10 protein-coding genes are annotated in these 18428 nt (G+C 41.7%); 1 reads left to right on the top strand and 9 read right to left on the bottom strand.

From position 1 onward, the window contains the following. Nucleotides 1–227: 227 nt before the first annotated feature. The 9 genes from RMA95_RS07345 to abaR form a co-directional block, all read right to left on the bottom strand. Complete coding sequence (locus tag RMA95_RS07345) at nucleotides 228–989, bottom strand: 4'-phosphopantetheinyl transferase superfamily protein (protein WP_311070022.1); 762 nt, start codon at nucleotides 987–989, stop codon at nucleotides 228–230. Beyond that, complete coding sequence (locus RMA95_RS07340) at nucleotides 982–2847, bottom strand: alpha/beta fold hydrolase (protein ID WP_311070021.1); 1866 nt, start codon at nucleotides 2845–2847, stop codon at nucleotides 982–984. The genes RMA95_RS07345 and RMA95_RS07340 overlap by 8 nt, the downstream gene beginning before the upstream one ends. A 52-nt stretch (nucleotides 2848–2899) precedes the next feature. Continuing rightward, entirely contained in the window at nucleotides 2900–4171 is a 1272-nt protein-coding gene (locus RMA95_RS07335; RefSeq protein ID WP_311070020.1) for a porin, read from the bottom strand. Further along, nucleotides 4168–7821, bottom strand: a complete 3654-nt coding sequence (locus RMA95_RS07330; RefSeq protein ID WP_311070019.1) for an outer membrane lipoprotein-sorting protein — start codon at nucleotides 7819–7821, stop codon at nucleotides 4168–4170. The genes RMA95_RS07335 and RMA95_RS07330 overlap by 4 nt, the downstream gene beginning before the upstream one ends. A 24-nt stretch (nucleotides 7822–7845) precedes the next feature. Further along, nucleotides 7846–11805: an amino acid adenylation domain-containing protein gene (locus tag RMA95_RS07325; protein ID WP_311070018.1), complete on the bottom strand. Its 3960-nt coding sequence runs from the start codon at nucleotides 11803–11805 to the stop codon at nucleotides 7846–7848. Beyond that, nucleotides 11802–12062 (bottom strand): acyl carrier protein, encoded by a 261-nt coding sequence (locus tag RMA95_RS07320; protein WP_004795344.1) that lies wholly within the window; start codon nucleotides 12060–12062, stop codon nucleotides 11802–11804. Before RMA95_RS07320 ends, RMA95_RS07325 begins: the two co-directional genes overlap by 4 nt. Beyond that, a complete protein-coding gene (locus tag RMA95_RS07315) occupies nucleotides 12059–13834 on the bottom strand; it encodes an acyl-CoA dehydrogenase (protein WP_311070024.1) in 1776 nt (591 codons plus the stop codon). The genes RMA95_RS07320 and RMA95_RS07315 overlap by 4 nt, the downstream gene beginning before the upstream one ends. Before the next feature lie 50 nt (nucleotides 13835–13884). Next, on the bottom strand, nucleotides 13885–15774 hold the full coding sequence (locus RMA95_RS07310) for a fatty acyl-AMP ligase (RefSeq protein ID WP_311070017.1): 1890 nt from the start codon (nucleotides 15772–15774) through the stop codon (nucleotides 13885–13887). Between the two features lie 875 nt (nucleotides 15775–16649). Continuing rightward, nucleotides 16650–17366 carry a LuxR family transcriptional regulator AbaR gene (gene abaR, locus RMA95_RS07305; RefSeq protein ID WP_311070016.1) on the bottom strand — a complete coding sequence of 239 codons (717 nt, stop codon included), beginning with the start codon at nucleotides 17364–17366 and terminating at the stop codon, nucleotides 16650–16652. A gap of 634 nt (nucleotides 17367–18000) precedes the next feature. On the opposite strand from abaR, the gene RMA95_RS07300 reads away from it, so the two are divergent. Then, nucleotides 18001–18417 (top strand): DUF4902 domain-containing protein, encoded by a 417-nt coding sequence (locus RMA95_RS07300; protein WP_005309101.1) that lies wholly within the window; start codon nucleotides 18001–18003, stop codon nucleotides 18415–18417. Nucleotides 18418–18428 lie beyond the last annotated feature (11 nt).

The raw sequence follows: 18428 nt of genomic DNA, 5'->3' as shown, positions 1-18428 counted from the left end.
ATAACCTTGCCAAGGTTGGGGTCGCGAGTTCGAGTCTCGTTTCCCGCTCCAAATTTAAAAGGCCCTAGTCGAAAGACTGGGGCTTTTTTCTTTTTATCTATCCTTATTTTTATACTCTATCGATTTACCACGCAACTTATTGAGAAAAACTCGGTTCAATTCCAACTAAAGGCTTTCTACTCTCTACCAGATTCATATTTTTGAATCGTCAGTTATAACGATTTAATCTAGTTATATTTGCAAAGTACTGGAGTAATTTGGTGCATAGATATACGTGGCAATAATTGAAAACACTCCAAGTTAAAGCATCTTATATTGTGGCTCTGTTGCAAACATATGGAAAATATAAAATTACAATCATAGATATAGCTTTGAAAATGATATTGCTCTGTTTTTTGAGCATCTTTAGTTGCATCAAGAAACCATATATGTTCAGACAAGATATGAAAGTTAAGCTTCTTTAAATGGCTGCTCATTCCATGCCCAGTACATTTAATATAGGATTCCTTTAAGGTCCATATTTGAAAAAACCGTTGATAGACGCTAAATGGATCAATCAGTTCATTTTCCTGAATCCACTCTATTTCGCTCAGTGCTAATACACTGTCGACACGCCTCCATTCGAACTCTCGATTCACTCGTTCAACATCGACGCCTATTTCTCCTTCTTCAGTCACAGCAAGGACAATAACGTCCGCTGAGTGACTAAGATTAAAATAAATAGCCTTACTGCCTTGTACAAAAGGTTTGCCATTCGGTTGTAATTGAATATTAACTTCATGGGGTGAGATACCCAGCTTATCTGCTAAAACAGACTTCGTTAACACACGAGAAATTAAGAAAAGACGTGCAGCATGAGGAAGATATTGATCATATCTCAACTTTTCAACCTCGTTGAGAAAGCTGAGATAATGACTCAATATCACATGATCTTGTGGTACCCGTGAAACTGGGCAAACAAAAATCTGTACTTGGGCTATATCAGACATCACTAAGCTGTACTGTAGTGTTGATGTACTTCGTCAGAACTGGTTTGAGGTAATCATAAACCGCTTCTACATGGGTAACATGCGGATTATGACCTGCACCAGCGATGATATGTACAGGAATATCAGGACTGATTGTGGTAACAATGGGGTCGTTTTCCCCAACAATAATCTCGATTTTAGAGCGAAGTTCAGTGAGTAAAGCTGTCTGTGTAGCGCGCTGCTGCGGCAAATTAATGTGGTGCATGTACTCACTAATATGCTTAGACACTGACAAGCGGCGTAGTGAGTCCATCGCATATCTTACTGACAGATTTTGTTGTCCATTTGGATGCAGATCTTTAGCAATCACATCTTTTGGCACAAAACGGAAAATGAGTTTCGATATGGCTTGTATCTGAAACATTTTAGCAGCCTGTGCCTGAACAAAATAAGGCGATATGAGAATAAGGCGTGCAACTTTTTCTGGATATTTCTTTGCAAGGTTTAATGCAAAGAGGCACCCTAACGAGTGGGCAATCACAACACTATTTAGCGCTAACAGCTCTGCAGCAGTGTCAATAAAATGATGATTGTTATCCTCCATCACCTCATAACTACCCGAACGCCCAAGTCCGGGTAAGTCCATCATAGCGACCTGATCATATGTGATTTTATTGATGATTGGAGACCAACATGCGCTATCGAACGGAATGCCGTGTAAAAATAGTGCGGAAGATTTTTCCGAACCAACTGACTGTTTAGTATAGATTTCTGTCCAATATCGGTTTTGATAACTAAAAGAATTAGGTGTTGAAACTTGCATACGACCAAAGCGTGTAAGCACTAGACGATCAATCCAACGAGAGAAATATGGAGTGATATTAATCAAGTCCGCGATGCCCATCTTCGCTGCCATCGCCTCTGCCCCATCAACATGATAGTGCTCAGTAGAAATGAAAGAGAGTTGCTCCTTAGAACCATCAAGTAATACCTCAGGTAATTTCTCTAATAGACCTTTAGGTAGCTGTAAATGTGGTGAGCTAACCCCTAAATGCTCGGCAGCGAGGTGAACTAGGCGATGAAATTTCGGTGTCTTGGAATCAAGCAGCATATACTCCTGAGCAATCGTCTCAGGATAAGACATCGTTCGGATTAAAAAGCTCACGATATACTGCATATTACATAGTGGCAGGAATGTGTCACGGCCACCCGGCAATGCCAGTAGACGTCCCTGATAGAGCTTATCAATCATGTCCGCAATACCGATATATTGCATATCGCCATACTTATAGAAACCATCAATGACTGTGGCTGGATTTATTGCAGTCCATGGCACATTTAAACGCTTACAAGCCTCAATGAAAGCCTGATAACCCAAAATTTTTGAAGCTTCATAGCCACCATGTTTGCAATACAACTCATCAGCCGACTCTTGCGGCGGAGCAGCCACACGATACCCACCAATCCAGATAAATCGCTCAAGCTGCTTCAATGTTGCGGCCCATTCAATTAAGGCGAGTCCTGACTTAACATTTGTACGCTCAGCTTCAGCTTTGCTAATACCCCAATTAAATGACGCTGCAAGATGATAAATTACATGGATCTTTGCCTGAGCATCCGCTAGCAGAGAGTCCAGCTTAAAATCACGGCTCAAATCATATTCAACAAATGAAATAGATGGATCAGCAAGCCCTTCTGTTGCAATGAAACCTAACAGCTTATCTTTCTTGGTTGCAGCATTACGTAGCGCAGCAATGACCTGATGACCCTCACGCAAAAGATCAACGACTAGTCTGCTGCCAATAAAACCTGCTGCACCTGTTACTAATATGGTCTTCCGTGAAAAATTATCTTTTTTTGCGTTCTTTAAATTATCCATAAGTCACCTTATTAGGGCTGGGCAATCCAGCATTGTTTTGGAGCGAATTATCTTAAAAGTTATATCGGATCTGGGCATATACCAGACTGTTATCTCTAAATTGTCCTAACACCGTATCATTTTTGCCCCAGAAGCGATCTCCACCTGCATTCAACTGCCAGTGATCATTGAGGTTGTAGTTAATACGCACTCTCAATAACTCATTAGGCTCTGGTGCAAAATAAAACCCTGTAAACTCTAGCTTTAGGTTGTCATTCATTAGGTTAAGTGCATAACGCAGCATAGCCCCATACTGATTCTGTTGATACTGGTCACTGATGGTTTGCTGATAACGATAAACTTCTCTCAATAATGGATCTGTTAAGCTATCGGCAGACCTTACATCCTCCGTATGTTTGTACACGCCCATTAAACTCAGCGTGGAATTTTTTAATGATAATTCTGGACCCACGACCACAGTTAAATTATTTTTCTTATGGGTAATATCTTCACTGCCATCCGAGTCAGTCTTTGTATAAGCAGCTTCACCTCTCCATACGATATCGTTATGGTTATAACTGAAATCTACTCCATAGACAGACATAGGATTATTTTTCAGTTGTAATATTGCCCCTGTTGGAGATAACGACTGTAGTGACAAATCAGGCATGTGATCCAAACCTGAAAAATACGATGCCCCGACATCTAGACCATCTACAGAATAATCCCAACGTACTGCAAACATAGGACGACTCTTACGGTCTATGTCATACTGAACACCAGCAATCTGACGCAATGGAATCACATCTGAACGACTACGCGGATACCACAATGCGGTCCATTTATTGGTTCCAGATTCAGGAATATACGTCAATTTGAGTGTATCATTTCCAAGACGTTGATCTGTCTCATCTGGTACTAGACGCGTATAGTCACGAGGCGAGAGATTATCCGTTGGGTTAATGCCATCAGCCCTTCCCCAGATGACAATCTGACGACCAACATCAACATAGACGGTCTGATCCCAGTTATAAGAGGCATATAACTCACGTAAGTTACGGTTTACCTTACTCACTTGATCTGGGTTCACAGTATGGTCCGTTTCGTCTCCAACCACTATGTCGTAATGCAGCTTAAATGCAGGGTTAAACTTGAGCGTACCATTGGACCAGAAACTTGCCTGTCCAATGTTTTTTAATGAACTTAAATCACGATCTGATGACCATACATCGAGTCTGGCTGAGTTCTGGCTCACAAAACTAATTTCACTGTCATCTGCATAAGCATGCTGCAGTAGCATAAAGCTACTGCAGCATGCAAACACCCAATAGGCACCTTGCGTCATTTTTCAAGGCTCTGCGGTGAGAAAAGCTTATCGGATAAAGTTTTTTCTGCCACAAAATCATTGACGATCACTTGCGTCATATGTTGAGTTTGCAGATTTTTCGCCATAGATTTCATGGCTTGCCATCTTGGTTTCACTTTGCCGTAAGGACGGATATCGGTGAATTCAATGTGTTTTAAAGGCTTACCTGCAGTATCCCAAATGTCGATGGTTGCTGTAACAAAGTTATCTTTGAGTATGCACATACGACGTTTGCTATAACCAAAATCACTCTTCACCGTATTATTAATTGGCGTTGCTTCAATCATGTAGCAATCTTTACCATTAAATTTGCCATCTGCCAGTTTCGTGTACTTCCAGTCACTGAGCTTATAGCCAAGCACATCACCATAACTAAAGTCCGTACCAATAAAAGCATCACCTTTATTCGCTGATGCAAGACGACGTACTTTTTTCAATGCTGGCAAATAGACAAACATGCTATCGCTGCCTTTTGCATTTTCAATTAACAGCGTCGTGGTTCCTTGGACATCTGCTGGCGAGATGAACTCAGTCAAACGCATATTGTTCTGAGTATTTCCAGCAAGCTTGGTCATGTTTTTAGTTAAACGTACACGTTGCTCGCCATTTTTAGAGGTCAAAATAAATTTGGCACTAGCGGTTGAAGACAAGAACTTAGAGGCATCATCACTACGATTAACAATGTCTTGAACTTCATCTGCATGAGATGTTTTAGGTAATGAAAAAGTGAGCACCGTACCCAACAAAAGGCTTGTCACAACTGTTTGTGCAACAGGAATGCTCTTCTTATTTGAAGAAAAGATAAAACGAGGTTTCAACATCAGAATCATTGTAGGTACCATAATTAAGGTTGCAAATACACTGAACAGCATCGCAATCACAATAAACATTGCGAGCCATTGATGAACGTGGAAGCCTTGCGACAAAGACAATACGCCATACCCACCGGCAACCGCAGTCGCGACAAAAAGAGATGCCTTACCAGCAGTACTTAAAGTTTTACGAATTGCGTCTTTGATATCCCCTCCTTCTTCGCGCAAGATTTCACGCAAGCGGTAGAGGAAGTAAATGGCATAATCCGCACCAATACCTACAGCCATGGCCGAGATGAGTGAGTTTGGAATATTGAGCGGAATATCGAGCCATCCCATCACGCCAAAGATCGCAAGAATTGAGAACAGAAGTGGTGTAAGAACAATCAGTCCCGCTGAAATCGAACGGAAAACCAATGCTGAAATAAAGAATACGGCAAATGAAATTTGTAAAATGTTCATGAGCTTGCCGTGAACCATTGTTTCAGTTAAGGCAATGGTCTGCGTCACATCACCACCAAAACTTACTACAGCTTTATCACCCAATTGACCCGCCATATAGGTTTTTAGCGACTCTAGGATTTCTTTAATGCGATGATTACTGCCCGTTTTCAGAAGAACAGTGATCTTGGCATAACGCTGAGTGGTATCAATGTATGAATCAAAATCAGTCGGCTCACCAGACATTGAATACAACAGCAGATATTGAGCAACGACATCTTTGGTTGCAGGAACCTGAAATGCCTGTGGCTGATCAGCATTCATTGCCTGATTCATTCGTTTGATATAGTCCACGATAGAGATGGTTTTACCGACCTCTGGAATTGAGTTTGCGAACTTTTCTGTATTATCAATCGCTTTTAGGATTTCAGGGTTTTCAATACCATCACGAACCTTCGTATCAACCATAATATAAAGGCTGTTTGTGCCACCAAGAGACTGATTCAAGAATCTGTCGTCTTGCTGCATTGGTAAGTCGCGAGCGAAGAAATTACGGCTATCGTTGTCTACCACAATACGGCTCGTGCCAATAGCAAGAAAGACGCCCATTGCCGCAATCGCAGTCATTAACATCATTCGCGGACGAACCGACAAAATGACATCACCAATGCGATTTGGAATCCAATCCCAGATCGGCAAGCCTTTGCGTTTGACCTTTACAACCGAAGGCGGTGGCAACATTGAGCGAAGTGCCGGAATAAAAGTCATCTCAATCACCAGCGTACTGATGATCCCGATTCCTGTAAAAATACCGAATGAACGGATAGTCGGAATATTAAAGGTCAACAGAGAGAAGAATCCAGCCGCTGCAATTCCGCCAGCCAGTATCATAACTGGACCAACACGAACCATAGACTGCACCACGGCTTCGCTATTTGCAGCTTTAGGCTCCATCCCTTGGGCAATCAGACGATCAAAATCTTCATAGTATCGCTTGAGCAACTGCACGGCGTGCCCTGCCGCGATGGCCAGAATCAGAATTGGTGTAGGAGAGTTAAAAATATCCATCGGCTGTTTGAACAGCCCCATCATGCCCATACCCCATGCTACAGACAGCAAAGCTGTAACTAATGGCAAAATCAGACCTTGTTTACTGCGGAATGCTTCGAAGTGCAATAATCCAATAACCAACACGGCAATTGGGAACAAGATGTTGATACGCTTAGAGTAATCTTCAGCTTTATCTAAATAGACTGGATTACCACCAACACTGATGGTCATATCCTTAGACTGTTCAGCCGCTACGATTTTGTTGATCGGGCCCATCATCTTTTGGAAGCCTTCTGGACTTTCCTCAAGTTCAAGCAAAATAGCAGCCGTTTTCTGATCTTTAGATACGACCGAATTCATATAGATTGGATTCAGTGCCAACAGTTTTTTCAGGTGATCGACATCACTCTCGGTCACAGAACTATTCGGCAGTAGTTTCTTAGCATCAAATCCATCCGAATTAGCAGTGATCCCTTTGGCCTGACGTGCAGCCAGACTCATTAGAGTAGATCGAACCACGCCCGGAGCATTATCAACTTCTTCAGTAATACGTTTAACTTTTTCTAACACTTGCGGCTGATAAATATCACCCTGCTTCGGTGTAATACCGATCACGACCATGTACTTGGAGCCGAATTTCTTTTCAATCAGCTTGGTCGAGGTGATATAAGGATGACCTTTGGGGGCAAGCGCATCTGGATCAATAATAATTTTTACGCCAGATGCGAGATATGCCAAGACAAGCGTTAAAAGCATCACCACAGTCAGTACAATACGGCGATGTCTGAGAATCCAACGCGCGTATTGTTCCATCATCTGATGAGTTTTACGAAGTGGTTTACTATTGGTCTCATGCGTTTGCTTACCATCGTTGCCAACCGACTCATAGGCTTCACCCTTCTGAGCCAATGCTTCAAGATTAGCAACATCTTTTTTAAACTGAGCAAGAACCATCTTTTTTAGCAGTGCGGGGGGCAATACACCAAAAAAGCTGCCTGGCTCTGCCTCAAACACCCATTCAATCCAGGTACCTTCTGCATGTGGTTTGAAACGGTAAGTCCCAGTGTAGTGAAAGGGTCCTTCCACTACTTTAAACGCATACAATTCATTCGGTACTAGATGTGTAATTTCACCTTTAAAGGACATCTCACGCCCAATAAAGCTAAAACCGATTTCATACTTGCTGCCCACACGTGGAGTATTGTCTAGCAGTTCAGAATGCTTACACGACAATTGCCAACCTGCATCATTGGCCGGGTTTGCAAGATAGTTAAAAACCTTGTCAATCTCGGCCGGTATGAGGAAAGCATGTTCTATGGTCACCATAGTGGTTCTACCTTCTTGTATTTCTTATGCGGGAATTGGATACATCTGATCAATTGTCTGGGCAACAGCCACGACATTCTCAGCGTACATAATTGATGAATGATCACCAGGAAGATCCACCTGTTTAAAGGTGTCTTTAACCAATTGATCCCAACCTAGGCTTTCCCCAAAATCTTCTGGTTCATCTTTGGCCTTCACAAAAAGAATCGGAAACTCTTCAGGCTCTGGGAAATAGGTCTGGAGTGCGATGCCATTCGCCAAATAGGTATCAAAGTAAAGTCGGAAATCTGATGGGTCTGCATCTAGAGGTAAGACATTAATGGCCTTGGCTTCTTTAAGCACATGATCAAACATGTGATCTGGACTCAATTCACGCAAGTATTGCGCTGGGATCGTCAACTTCTTGCCGTAAGGCGCAGCCAAATCACGGGCAAACCAAGACAAAAGCATCGCATCATCAGCATCTTCAGGCACATTCTCTGGAATTGGAGCACGGGTATCGATCATGACAATACCTGTGACCTGCTGCCCCATTTGACGTAACTGATGACTGATCTCGTATGCGATCGCACCGCCAAAGCACCATCCACCGAGGAAATAAGGTCCTTCAGGCTGCATCTTTTGCATTTCAGCAATATAGAGCGTTGCCATATCTTCAATTGCCACTTCCGCAGCATCTGCCTCAATCAGTCCAGGAGACTGAATAGCACGCAAGGTACGTTTCGGATTGAGATGGCGCGAAAGCTCCATATAACAGAAGGTGCTACCACCAATTGGATGGAACAACCACAGTGGTTGCTCGTAAGTTCCACGGCGTAGTTCAATTACAATAGAAGGCTTAATTTCTTTATTTTCACGAATGATTTCACCCAAACTCTCTACAGTGGAATATTGGGCCAGCAAAGCAACTGATAGTTCGGTACCAAATGCTTTTTTGAGGTGATTAACAAGCTTCACAGCAAGTAACGAATGTCCACCCAAGTCAAAGAAGTCATCATGTATACCAACCCGTTTAACCGATAAAATCTGCTCAAAAGTAGTACAGAGTTCAATTTCAATCGGATCACGTGGTGCAACATAATCGTTACTTTGTTCAAACACAGGCTCAGGAAACGCTTTACGATCCAACTTATTGTTGGCTGTCATTGGAAATTCATCCAACGTCATAAACGTATTTGGTACCATGTAAGCTGGTAGATGGATTTGCATCGTCTTTTTCAAACTAGCAATATCAATCTCATGTCCAGTTAAATAAGCCACCAGTTTTTGATCGTTGCTGACTGTACTCTTAACCAGTACAACTGCATCGGTGATACCATCGATCTGCTTGATAACATTCTCGATTTCACCTAGTTCAATACGGAATCCACGAATCTTGACTTGGAAATCTAGACGTCCATGATGAGTCAAACTTCCATCCGTACGCAGACAGACTTTATCTCCGGTACGATAGAGTCGACCAGCATTTGGTAGAGATGGCAAAGTTCTAAATTGAGCATCTGTCAGTTCAGGTCGATGCCAGTAATCAACTGCTAGACCATCACCCCCAATCCAAAGCTCTCCCATGACGCCCGGTGGGACTAAACGTTGCTGTTCATCAAGAACATAAAGTTGGGTGTTCGCCAGTGGTTCGCCTAAATCAATACACTTTGCATCGGTGATACGAGCTGCACTAGACCACACTGTAGTTTCGGTTGGTCCATAGACATTCCAAAGACAGCCGACTTTACCCAGCAGTTTTTCTGCAAGAATAGTATCTAGTGCTTCGCCTCCACAGAGTGCAGTCAACCCTGTATTGCCTCTCCACTCGCTATCTAAGAGCATTTTCCAAGAAGCCGGTGTTGCCTGTAAAACATTGATAGATTTATTATTTAGATAATCCACCAATTGATTGCCGTCTTGTGATACCTCGCGTGGGCAAACATGTACTACACCGCCGTACATCAGCGGAATGAGCAACTCAAGAATCGAGATATCAAATGCATAAGTGGTGATTGCTAACAACTGGGTCTCAGTCGTTACTTGCAACCTATCATTCATAGATAGCAAGAAATTGATGATTGAAGGATGCCCAATACGCACACCTTTAGGCTTACCTGTCGAGCCTGAGGTGTACATCACATAAGCGGTTTCACCAAAGGCCAGCGTCTCGCGCACTTGCTCCAGTGGCACAACGCCAGCTTGATTAATATCTAAACGCGGCACAGAAACGTTAAGAGCATCCATCAACTCGGTTTGAGTTAAGATGACTTTAGGTTCAGCATCTTCGATGATGTTATGTAGACGTTCACTTGGGAAATTAGGATCTAGCGGGACATAAGCTGCTCCTGCCGCCCAGATCCCAAGGATTGCTGCTGGCAATAAAGCTGTACGATCTAACATCAGACCTACACGATCGCCACGGATAACGCCATGCTCACGCAAATATTCAGCAATACCAGCGATATGTTGACCTAACTCACGATAGCTAACCGCATGATCCTTCGAGGTCAAAGCATGATTGTCACCACGCTCATCAATCTGCTTTAGAATCATTGCCAGTAGATCATGTTGAGGATAATCAGTCGCCTTTCCACGTAGGGTGTCGAACTGAATGCCATCCACATAATCAGGCGCAATATCTAACTCAACGATCTTACGTTCAGGATGAGCCACCATCTCTGATAGTACAGATTGCAGCAGTTGCACCATATTCTCGGCAGACTGTGCATAAAATAACTCGGAGTTATATTTCAGTACACCAACTAGTTCGCCTTGATATTCACCGCCCATTTCCAGCGTAAGATCTAATTGACCTTCTTGCTGGCGAACTGGAAAACTACCTAAGGTCAGGTCTTGGCCGACCAAAGTCGCTGGGGTCTGGATTGGCAAGAGTAGTTCTTTAAACTCATCCATGCCACCTAGACGTTCCCAGAACATTCCCACCTGAGCTAATGGGTTAATACTGCCATCACGCTTTGGTGAAACAGCTTCAACTACTCTGGAAAAGGCAACTTTTTGATGCTTGAGGCTCTGTCTTAATTGTTCCTGCACCTGCTGTGTAAATTGACGTAAAGTCTGGTCAGTATCAATGTCCATGTGAATAGCAATCGTATTGACAAACTGCCCCAGCGCATTGCGCAACGAGCGCTCAAGTCGACCAGCTACGGGTGTAGCAATAACGAGTTCATTTTCATTTGATAGCTTGTGTAGCAGGATATAGAAGCCAGATAGTACGAGTCCAAACAGCGTGATCTCATAATCTTTCGCTAAGTTCACAAGACCAGACGACACTGACTCAGGCACACGGAACACCAGTGAGCTACCTTTGTGTTGCTGCACAGCCGGACGAGGATAATCAAGCGGAATGCTATGCACGTGTGGTGCATGTTGTAACGCATTTTTCCAGAACAGTAGACTCTCATCAGCATCGTCAATCGCAGTACTCTGCTGCTTATCAGCATACTGTGCGAACTCGATTCCGTTCACTACGTCTGACTCTGTAACTAGTCCAAAACGTTTGCCGACATCACGCAGTAAGAGACCAATCGACCAGAAATCCATGAGGGCATGATGAATCACGACTGCAATCACATAGTGATTTTCACCACGTTCATAACAATGAATACGCCACAGCGGTGGCTGAGTCAGATCAAACGGCTGTTTAGAATCCTGCTCGACCAATTGTGTCAAATCAGATGCATCGACATGGCGAGCATCAGAGAAGACGATATTAGGATAGATTCGATCCCAGATAAGTTGCTCAATACCCTGATCATTGGCAGGCATACTTACACGTAGCAGCGGATAATCATGCATTACCGCTTCTAGAATCTCCATCGGCTTATTGCCTAATGGTTGGTTGACCTTCACATCAAAAGCCACCACCATATTGTAGGCACTGCAGGTCGACTCAAGGCGCTGGATATACCAGATGCCGAGCTGTTCTGCAGAAATCGCATGACGTGACAGAACTTCTGGTTCTAGTCGTACAAGGTTATTCACGAAGCAACTCCCTGTTGCAACTCAGAAACAAGATATTCAGCCAACGCATTAATTGTCGGGTAATCCCATAGTAATGTCGGTTCAAGCTCTAGTTTTGTCAGATCTTCTAAATCCCCAGACACAGACAAAGCAACGATCGAATCAAGACCGTAACTGGTAAATTTTTGATCTGGATTAATCGTCTCAGGCTCTACGCGCATTTCTTTCGCTACTAGCGTACGAATGATTGCGCTCCAGTAAGCTTTATCTTTATTCATGGGGTAATTTCCTCTTTAACCGGTTTGGCATCACGTGATGCCAGTGCAAAATCGATGACAGATAACATATGGTTGGTTGAAATTCGGTCTAGCAGATCTGCCAATGTGCTTTCACGTAGTGATGTCATTGGAGGGGATGTCTGCCCTTCAGCAGCATTTAGGAAAATGATCAGCCATGCACCATCCTGCAAAGCAGGTCTTAAGCCATGACGGTTAAATATCCAAAAACCCAGCACAGCAATGCGAGCAAATAACTCGGCATATTCACGGGCCAAGCTGAAACGTAATGTTTCAAACACTTTGGCCGCTTCTGAATTTGAGAAATAATCCTGAATTTTTTGATCTAGCGTGCGCTGCTCGATAAGAAGCTGATCAGCACGTTCACGTAGCGGGGACAGAATGTCAGCAGTCAGTCCCTCTGTAACGTCCGCATCGTTGAGCATCTCGATGATCGTTCCCAGTGACTCCATCACCAAGTCACCATCGCGGTTGAAAATCTCAAGCTCACGAAAATCAATAGCATCCGTCTTCACCTGTAAGTCATATAACTGGTGATAGCGTGCTTTAGCTTCGGCTTGGTCGAGATGGTTTACTTTTTTGCTACGCCCTTTATTGGCAGACTTGAGCTGAAAACTCAGGCTGTCTAGACAGACGGTGCTACTGCCGTCAAACACACTAACAATCAGATGATCTCTGAAAGCTTTCTGGTACATTCCATCAGCATATGCATTTCTTAAGAAAAAACGTGACCCAAGCACTGAGGAAGTGATCTTAGCGAGTGACTCTACATACTCAGGCACCAGTACCTTAATGATCGGTGACCATGTGCTGAACTGATTGATACAAACATGTAACCCACGCGCACCAACGAGTGACAACACCTCAGCCGCCAATAGATAGGCATAGGCTGTAGCCAGTTGCTCACGCACCAGCGGAATGCTTATTACTTTTTTGTTATATAACTCACGCTCAATAGCAAACTCAGTCGCGATGCGCAGCATCGTATCGCCCGCACCTAAAGAGAAGCTGCTGCAATATGCACGCGTCACCTGTAGCGTCTTGAGTCCAAGCTCTAAGCCCTGACCTTCTTCACCGATCAGAGCATCTTTGTGAATTTCAGCATTATTAAAGCCGATACCACTGATATCTAACCCACGCATACCCACTGTTGGCAGGCGGTTCAGGCTATAAGTTCCCTTAGAAACCATATGACGCTTATCAAGCCAGAATGCACTCAGACTACGTGGGCCACGGTCATCCGACGTTTTAGCAATCAGACTTAAAGAGTCACCTAGAGTAGCGCGATTGATTGACCATTTTTCGCCATTCAAGACGTACTTGCTTTCAGTAGCTTGTGCAGTTACTTCACTGGATAGCAGGTCAGCTCCGTGCGCTTTCTCACTATAAGCCAGCGCTGGTGCAGCACCACTCAAAATTCGACTAGCAATGTTTTGGCATTGGTTCGCATTACCGCCGATCCATACGATCACAGACCAAGCATTCGTGCTATAGGTCGAGTTGATGGTTAGATCACGTCGTGCCAGCACACGATGCAGATATAGCAACTCTTCACCAATTTCCATGCGACCTCCAAGCTCTGAAGGTACATAAAAACGGTTCATGCCCACGGCATTCAGAAAATCAACAGCACGCTGAGGGTATTGTTCCTTCTCATCGCGCTCAATGGCAGCGGACCAAGAAAAATCGTTGTTAGTATCATGTACGGAGCCTAAAATTTGCTCCAGACGAGCAGCAGATTGAAACTGCCGCAAATTAGATGTAAGTGACATGAGTTTTTGCTCAAATGATTAAAGGGTAAGGATTAAAACAAAGCACTTTTCAATCGATTAAAAATGAGCGCGCGCACTTCTCGTTCCTTGATCATTGAGTTGAGTAGATTGGAGCTATAACGAATCAGTTGCCCCCGCTGCTCACGATCACGGATGATTTCTAAGCCATTTTTGACATAGTTTCGAGCCATCACTGTTCTACGGTTTGGATGGGTTAAACAGATCAGTTGACCGCGCTCGATCTGCTCTTTAATTTTTCTTCTTCTAATTTTTCCGCTAGTGGTCTTGTTGATCCGACCTTGATGCAGCAAATAAACACCTTCTACAGGCAAACCGATATCAGCCGCGACTTGTTCTTTAACCTGAGTTCTGATGGTTTCAAAATTAAGTGTCTTGTCTATCGACTTCTTTTTGATCTCAAGCACAACCGTGACACCATCAGAATTACCGAAATTCACTGCTGCCACACAGCCTTTACGGACAGCAGGATGTGCTGTTTCAACAGAACACTCGATATCTTGTGGGTAATAGTTTTTGCCACGGATGATGATCACATCCTTAAGGCGACCAGTCACATACAGGTCTCCGTTTTTAACAAAGCCCATATCACCAGTTCTCAAGTAGTGCACTTGACTAGGCTTATCTGCCTTATCGAGGATGGTTGCAGCAAAGGTTTCCTGATTGACCTCAGGCTTCTGCCAGTAACCCGCAGTGACACTCTCACCTGCTAGCCAGATTTCACCGACTTCATCAGCCCCTACCTCTTTGCGGGTATGTGGATTGACAATACGGCAATCAATGTGTGCGGAAATCTTGCCACAGCTTACTATTTGTACGGCTGTCTGATCTTGACTGGTCTGTACCAAATTGGCATTCAACTTTTCACGATCGATTGAAATAGCATTAAGAGGACCAGTCACACCACTGACTAAGAGCGTAACTTCTGCCAAGCCATAGCACGGCAAGAAAGTATCCATTCTCAATTTCGACTGAGTATTGAACTTCTCCATGAAGCTTTGCATAACATGAGCTTTGATTGGCTCGGCACCGTTAAACATCACACGCACACGGCTCAGATCAAGCGCTGCTGCGTCCTCATCCGAAATGCGATGCAGACACAACTCATAGGCAAAGTTTGGTCCGCCACTAATCGTGACACCTTTTTCGCTAATAAATTGCAGCCACTTAAGTGGTTTACGAATAAAATCCAGCGGTGACATTACATAGCAGGTCAGTCCTACATACACAGTCTGCAAAACTGATCCGATCAATCCCATGTCATGATAAACAGGTAGCCATGTAAGACCGATATCATCGGCTTGTGTACCAAAAGCTTCAGCAATCATGACTTCATTTGCCATGATGTTTTTATGAGTGACAATTACCCCTTTAGGCCAACCAGTTGACCCTGAAGTGTATTGAAGGAAGCAGATATCGTCTTCAGCAATATGTGAAAAATCCTTTTCCACTAAGTCACGCTGTAATTGGGCATCAACAGCATGCAATATTAAACTTTCGTTTTGGGCTTTTAATGTGATAAGACCCGATAGCTCAAGAATCTTTTTGGTTGTGAGTACTATCTTTGGCTCACAGTCATTCATAATATTCAAAATATTAGAAAAACCGTTGCGGTTAAAAGGCAAGCTGACAGGTACTGCGATAATTTTAGCTTTTAAACAGGCAAAGAACGATACGATAAAGTCCAATCCAGGCTCAAACAGCAACACGGCGCGATCACCACTATCTACAAGATTCATTAAGATTTGGGCCTGACGTTGAACTTGCTCGTTCAGCTCTGCATACGTCAGAGATTGAATCCCACCGGATTGGCGCCCTAAATACTCGAAAGCAACCCTAGCTCCATTTGAATTTGCGTGGGATTCCAAAGTTGCAATGATATTATCCGTACCCATTACAGCCATAACTTACTCCGATTAATTATAATTCACCCTTTAAACTCGCTAATTCAGAAATGAGACTTCTAGCTGGGGCTTTTAATAAAAAATGAATATACTTTTTGTTTAAAATATAAATTCACATTATATTTTATGTGCGAGTGTTTTTTATTACACCTGTAAGGTTTTACAGGTTGGCCTGTTTTTATTAAGAATTAAGAAATTGGATATCTTTCATAAATTATTTTTATTCACTTCAATATTGTGAAGGCGGGCAATTAAATTAAACCTCTAACTCAATTTTTGCCCTTATTTCGTTAATATTTAATAGTGTTTCGCAAGATTTCTTAGCATGCCAGCTATATGGCCTGTTCGTATTCTTACTTTGTGAGTCTCTTGATTGGATATCTTGTATTTACAATCTAATGTATTGTTTATTTGCTTTTCTTAAGGGCAATAAATGATTCAGGTAAGACCCCCTCACAGCCTTTATTTATAAGGATAAAGCTACTAAAGAAATCTGCTTTAATTTGTACTTGAATAGCTTAAAACTATGTATAGCACCTTGACTGATATATAAACCTATAAATTAATAAATTTTGTCTTCTGAGAATCGATAAAACGCGAACACTAAATTTTAAAATAATAATATCAATTAAAATATTTTACTTATAAAGCTCATTATTCGTTACTTTATCATTAAGTAAAAAATATTATGAAATTAAATTATTATATAAAATCAATTTTTAAAATAAAACTTCTATAAATAAGATTTCCTATATAAACTCAACTTTAATTAAAATTTCTTAAATTAAAAACTTTCAATTAATCCCATTTTACATAAACATCTAACAATAATTTATTTTACCAAAATTAATTATTATATTTCTATATATCTAACTTTATAAAATTCCTAACATGACAGCTCTAATCGCTGCTGAAATTTTATTATTCACATTTAACTTCTGCATTGAATTACAGAGATGAAAATTTACTGTTCTTTCAGTTACCCCGAGAATCTGAGCAATCTCTGCTGATGTTTTTCCTTCCGCAGTCCAACGTAGAACCTCTTTTTCCCGATTCGTTAAATAAAGATTAAACTGAGCAAATTCAGTTTCATTCACAATTTTAGCAATACTGGAATGTACTGTCTGAGACAACCAAAACATATTGGTATATTGAGCTTTCTGCTCTTTTTCTGATAATTGGTCAGTGGATCTTGCTAGTGTTAGCATTCCTCGTGTACCAATAAAGTCACGGCTTGACTGTGCCCAACCGACGTTTAAACCATAAGAACGCGCCTCCTCCCAAAAATCTTTTTGAGATTGTGTGTTCGCAGATTGGCTCGACCAGACAAGAGGTTGAAGTGATAGCATACAATGCTGTACGGTTGGATCTACCCTGACATATTGCTGTTTAATATAACGCTTCTGCCATGCTTCGGGATAATTATTCAACATAATTGTTTTTGGTTCAGCAATAGATAATGGCGACCGCATACCATAAGCACAATAATCAAATCCAAGCTTTGAAGCTGTAGATTTGACTACTTCAAATAGCTGATATTCATTTTTTACTACCAGAGATGCTGATAGTAGATCTTCTTGCCAATTTTCCATTTACTCTCATTAAACCTCATGCATAAATCATTTTTATTTAGTTGCATATAGTGAATTCATAATCCAATTAACAACATTTTGAGCCTGAGAGGGTGGTAAATTTTTCGGATAAACTGGTTTCAGAAAGCTTTTTAAGGTTGTTATATTGCACATGCGAATTATGCTTGAAAGCCTCAAATTTACAGGATGCATTTTATTCCAAAAATGAGTATTTTTTATTTTTAAAAGGAGCCTATTATTTCTTCTTATTTGTATATTTCTATTAATTTAACTAAAGAATAACGTCTACTAGTGACACTAGAAGTATAAATTTTTATTTATTATTTAATGAAACAAAGAATAATGATAATGATTTCTAAAATATTATTTTAACAATAGGATAGATATTATCTACAATACATATAAAAAACTTAAACTGTTGATAATCTTGAAACAAGCAACTCTCATATTGAAGCTATAGATGGGTCAATTTCTGCGTAAGTAAAACTCCCTGCCCGAAGTACTTTCTAAAGAACAGCTTAACGTTGTGTACCACCAGATTATGGCTAACCTGTAAAACTTAACAGTATTTTGTTGGCAATAATTTATGTTATTTATCTATAGAACTGTAATTCAAGTCACTTGAATAGGTAGCATGGTCACAATCCCCCCTGATTTTTCAATCTCAACAGATGGTTTTATTCGGATGAATGAAATCCAGCTTATGAATTACCCCCTCCAACACCTCATATCTATTGTTGAAACTACACAAATTGAAGACTCTCGAATTCTATATTGTGGGTTTACTGAATGGGCAACATTACGGAGCCCAGCTTTAAGTACCGGATGGGACTGGGAATTTATTGAGAACAATGGAATTGCTAGCTTAAAACGAATTGGGCTACCTCGAAGCAATATCATGATTGTTGATTTATCTGGTACAGATATTGGATTTGATGTTACTGAAACATTAATCGAAAAAAAAATAGATTCTTTGTTTTGGGAACAGTTCATTTATGCTCAAATCAATACAACGCAAACAAAGACTAAATTAAGTCCAAATTTCTCTTAGAAACCTGTAAA

The sequence above is a fragment of the Acinetobacter sp. V110_1 genome, from assembly GCF_031798975.1.
In the GTDB taxonomy this organism is placed as follows: domain Bacteria; phylum Pseudomonadota; class Gammaproteobacteria; order Pseudomonadales; family Moraxellaceae; genus Acinetobacter; species Acinetobacter nosocomialis_A.
The sequence above is the reverse complement of the archived record's forward strand: the minus strand, read 5'-3'. Positions and strand labels throughout refer to the sequence as shown.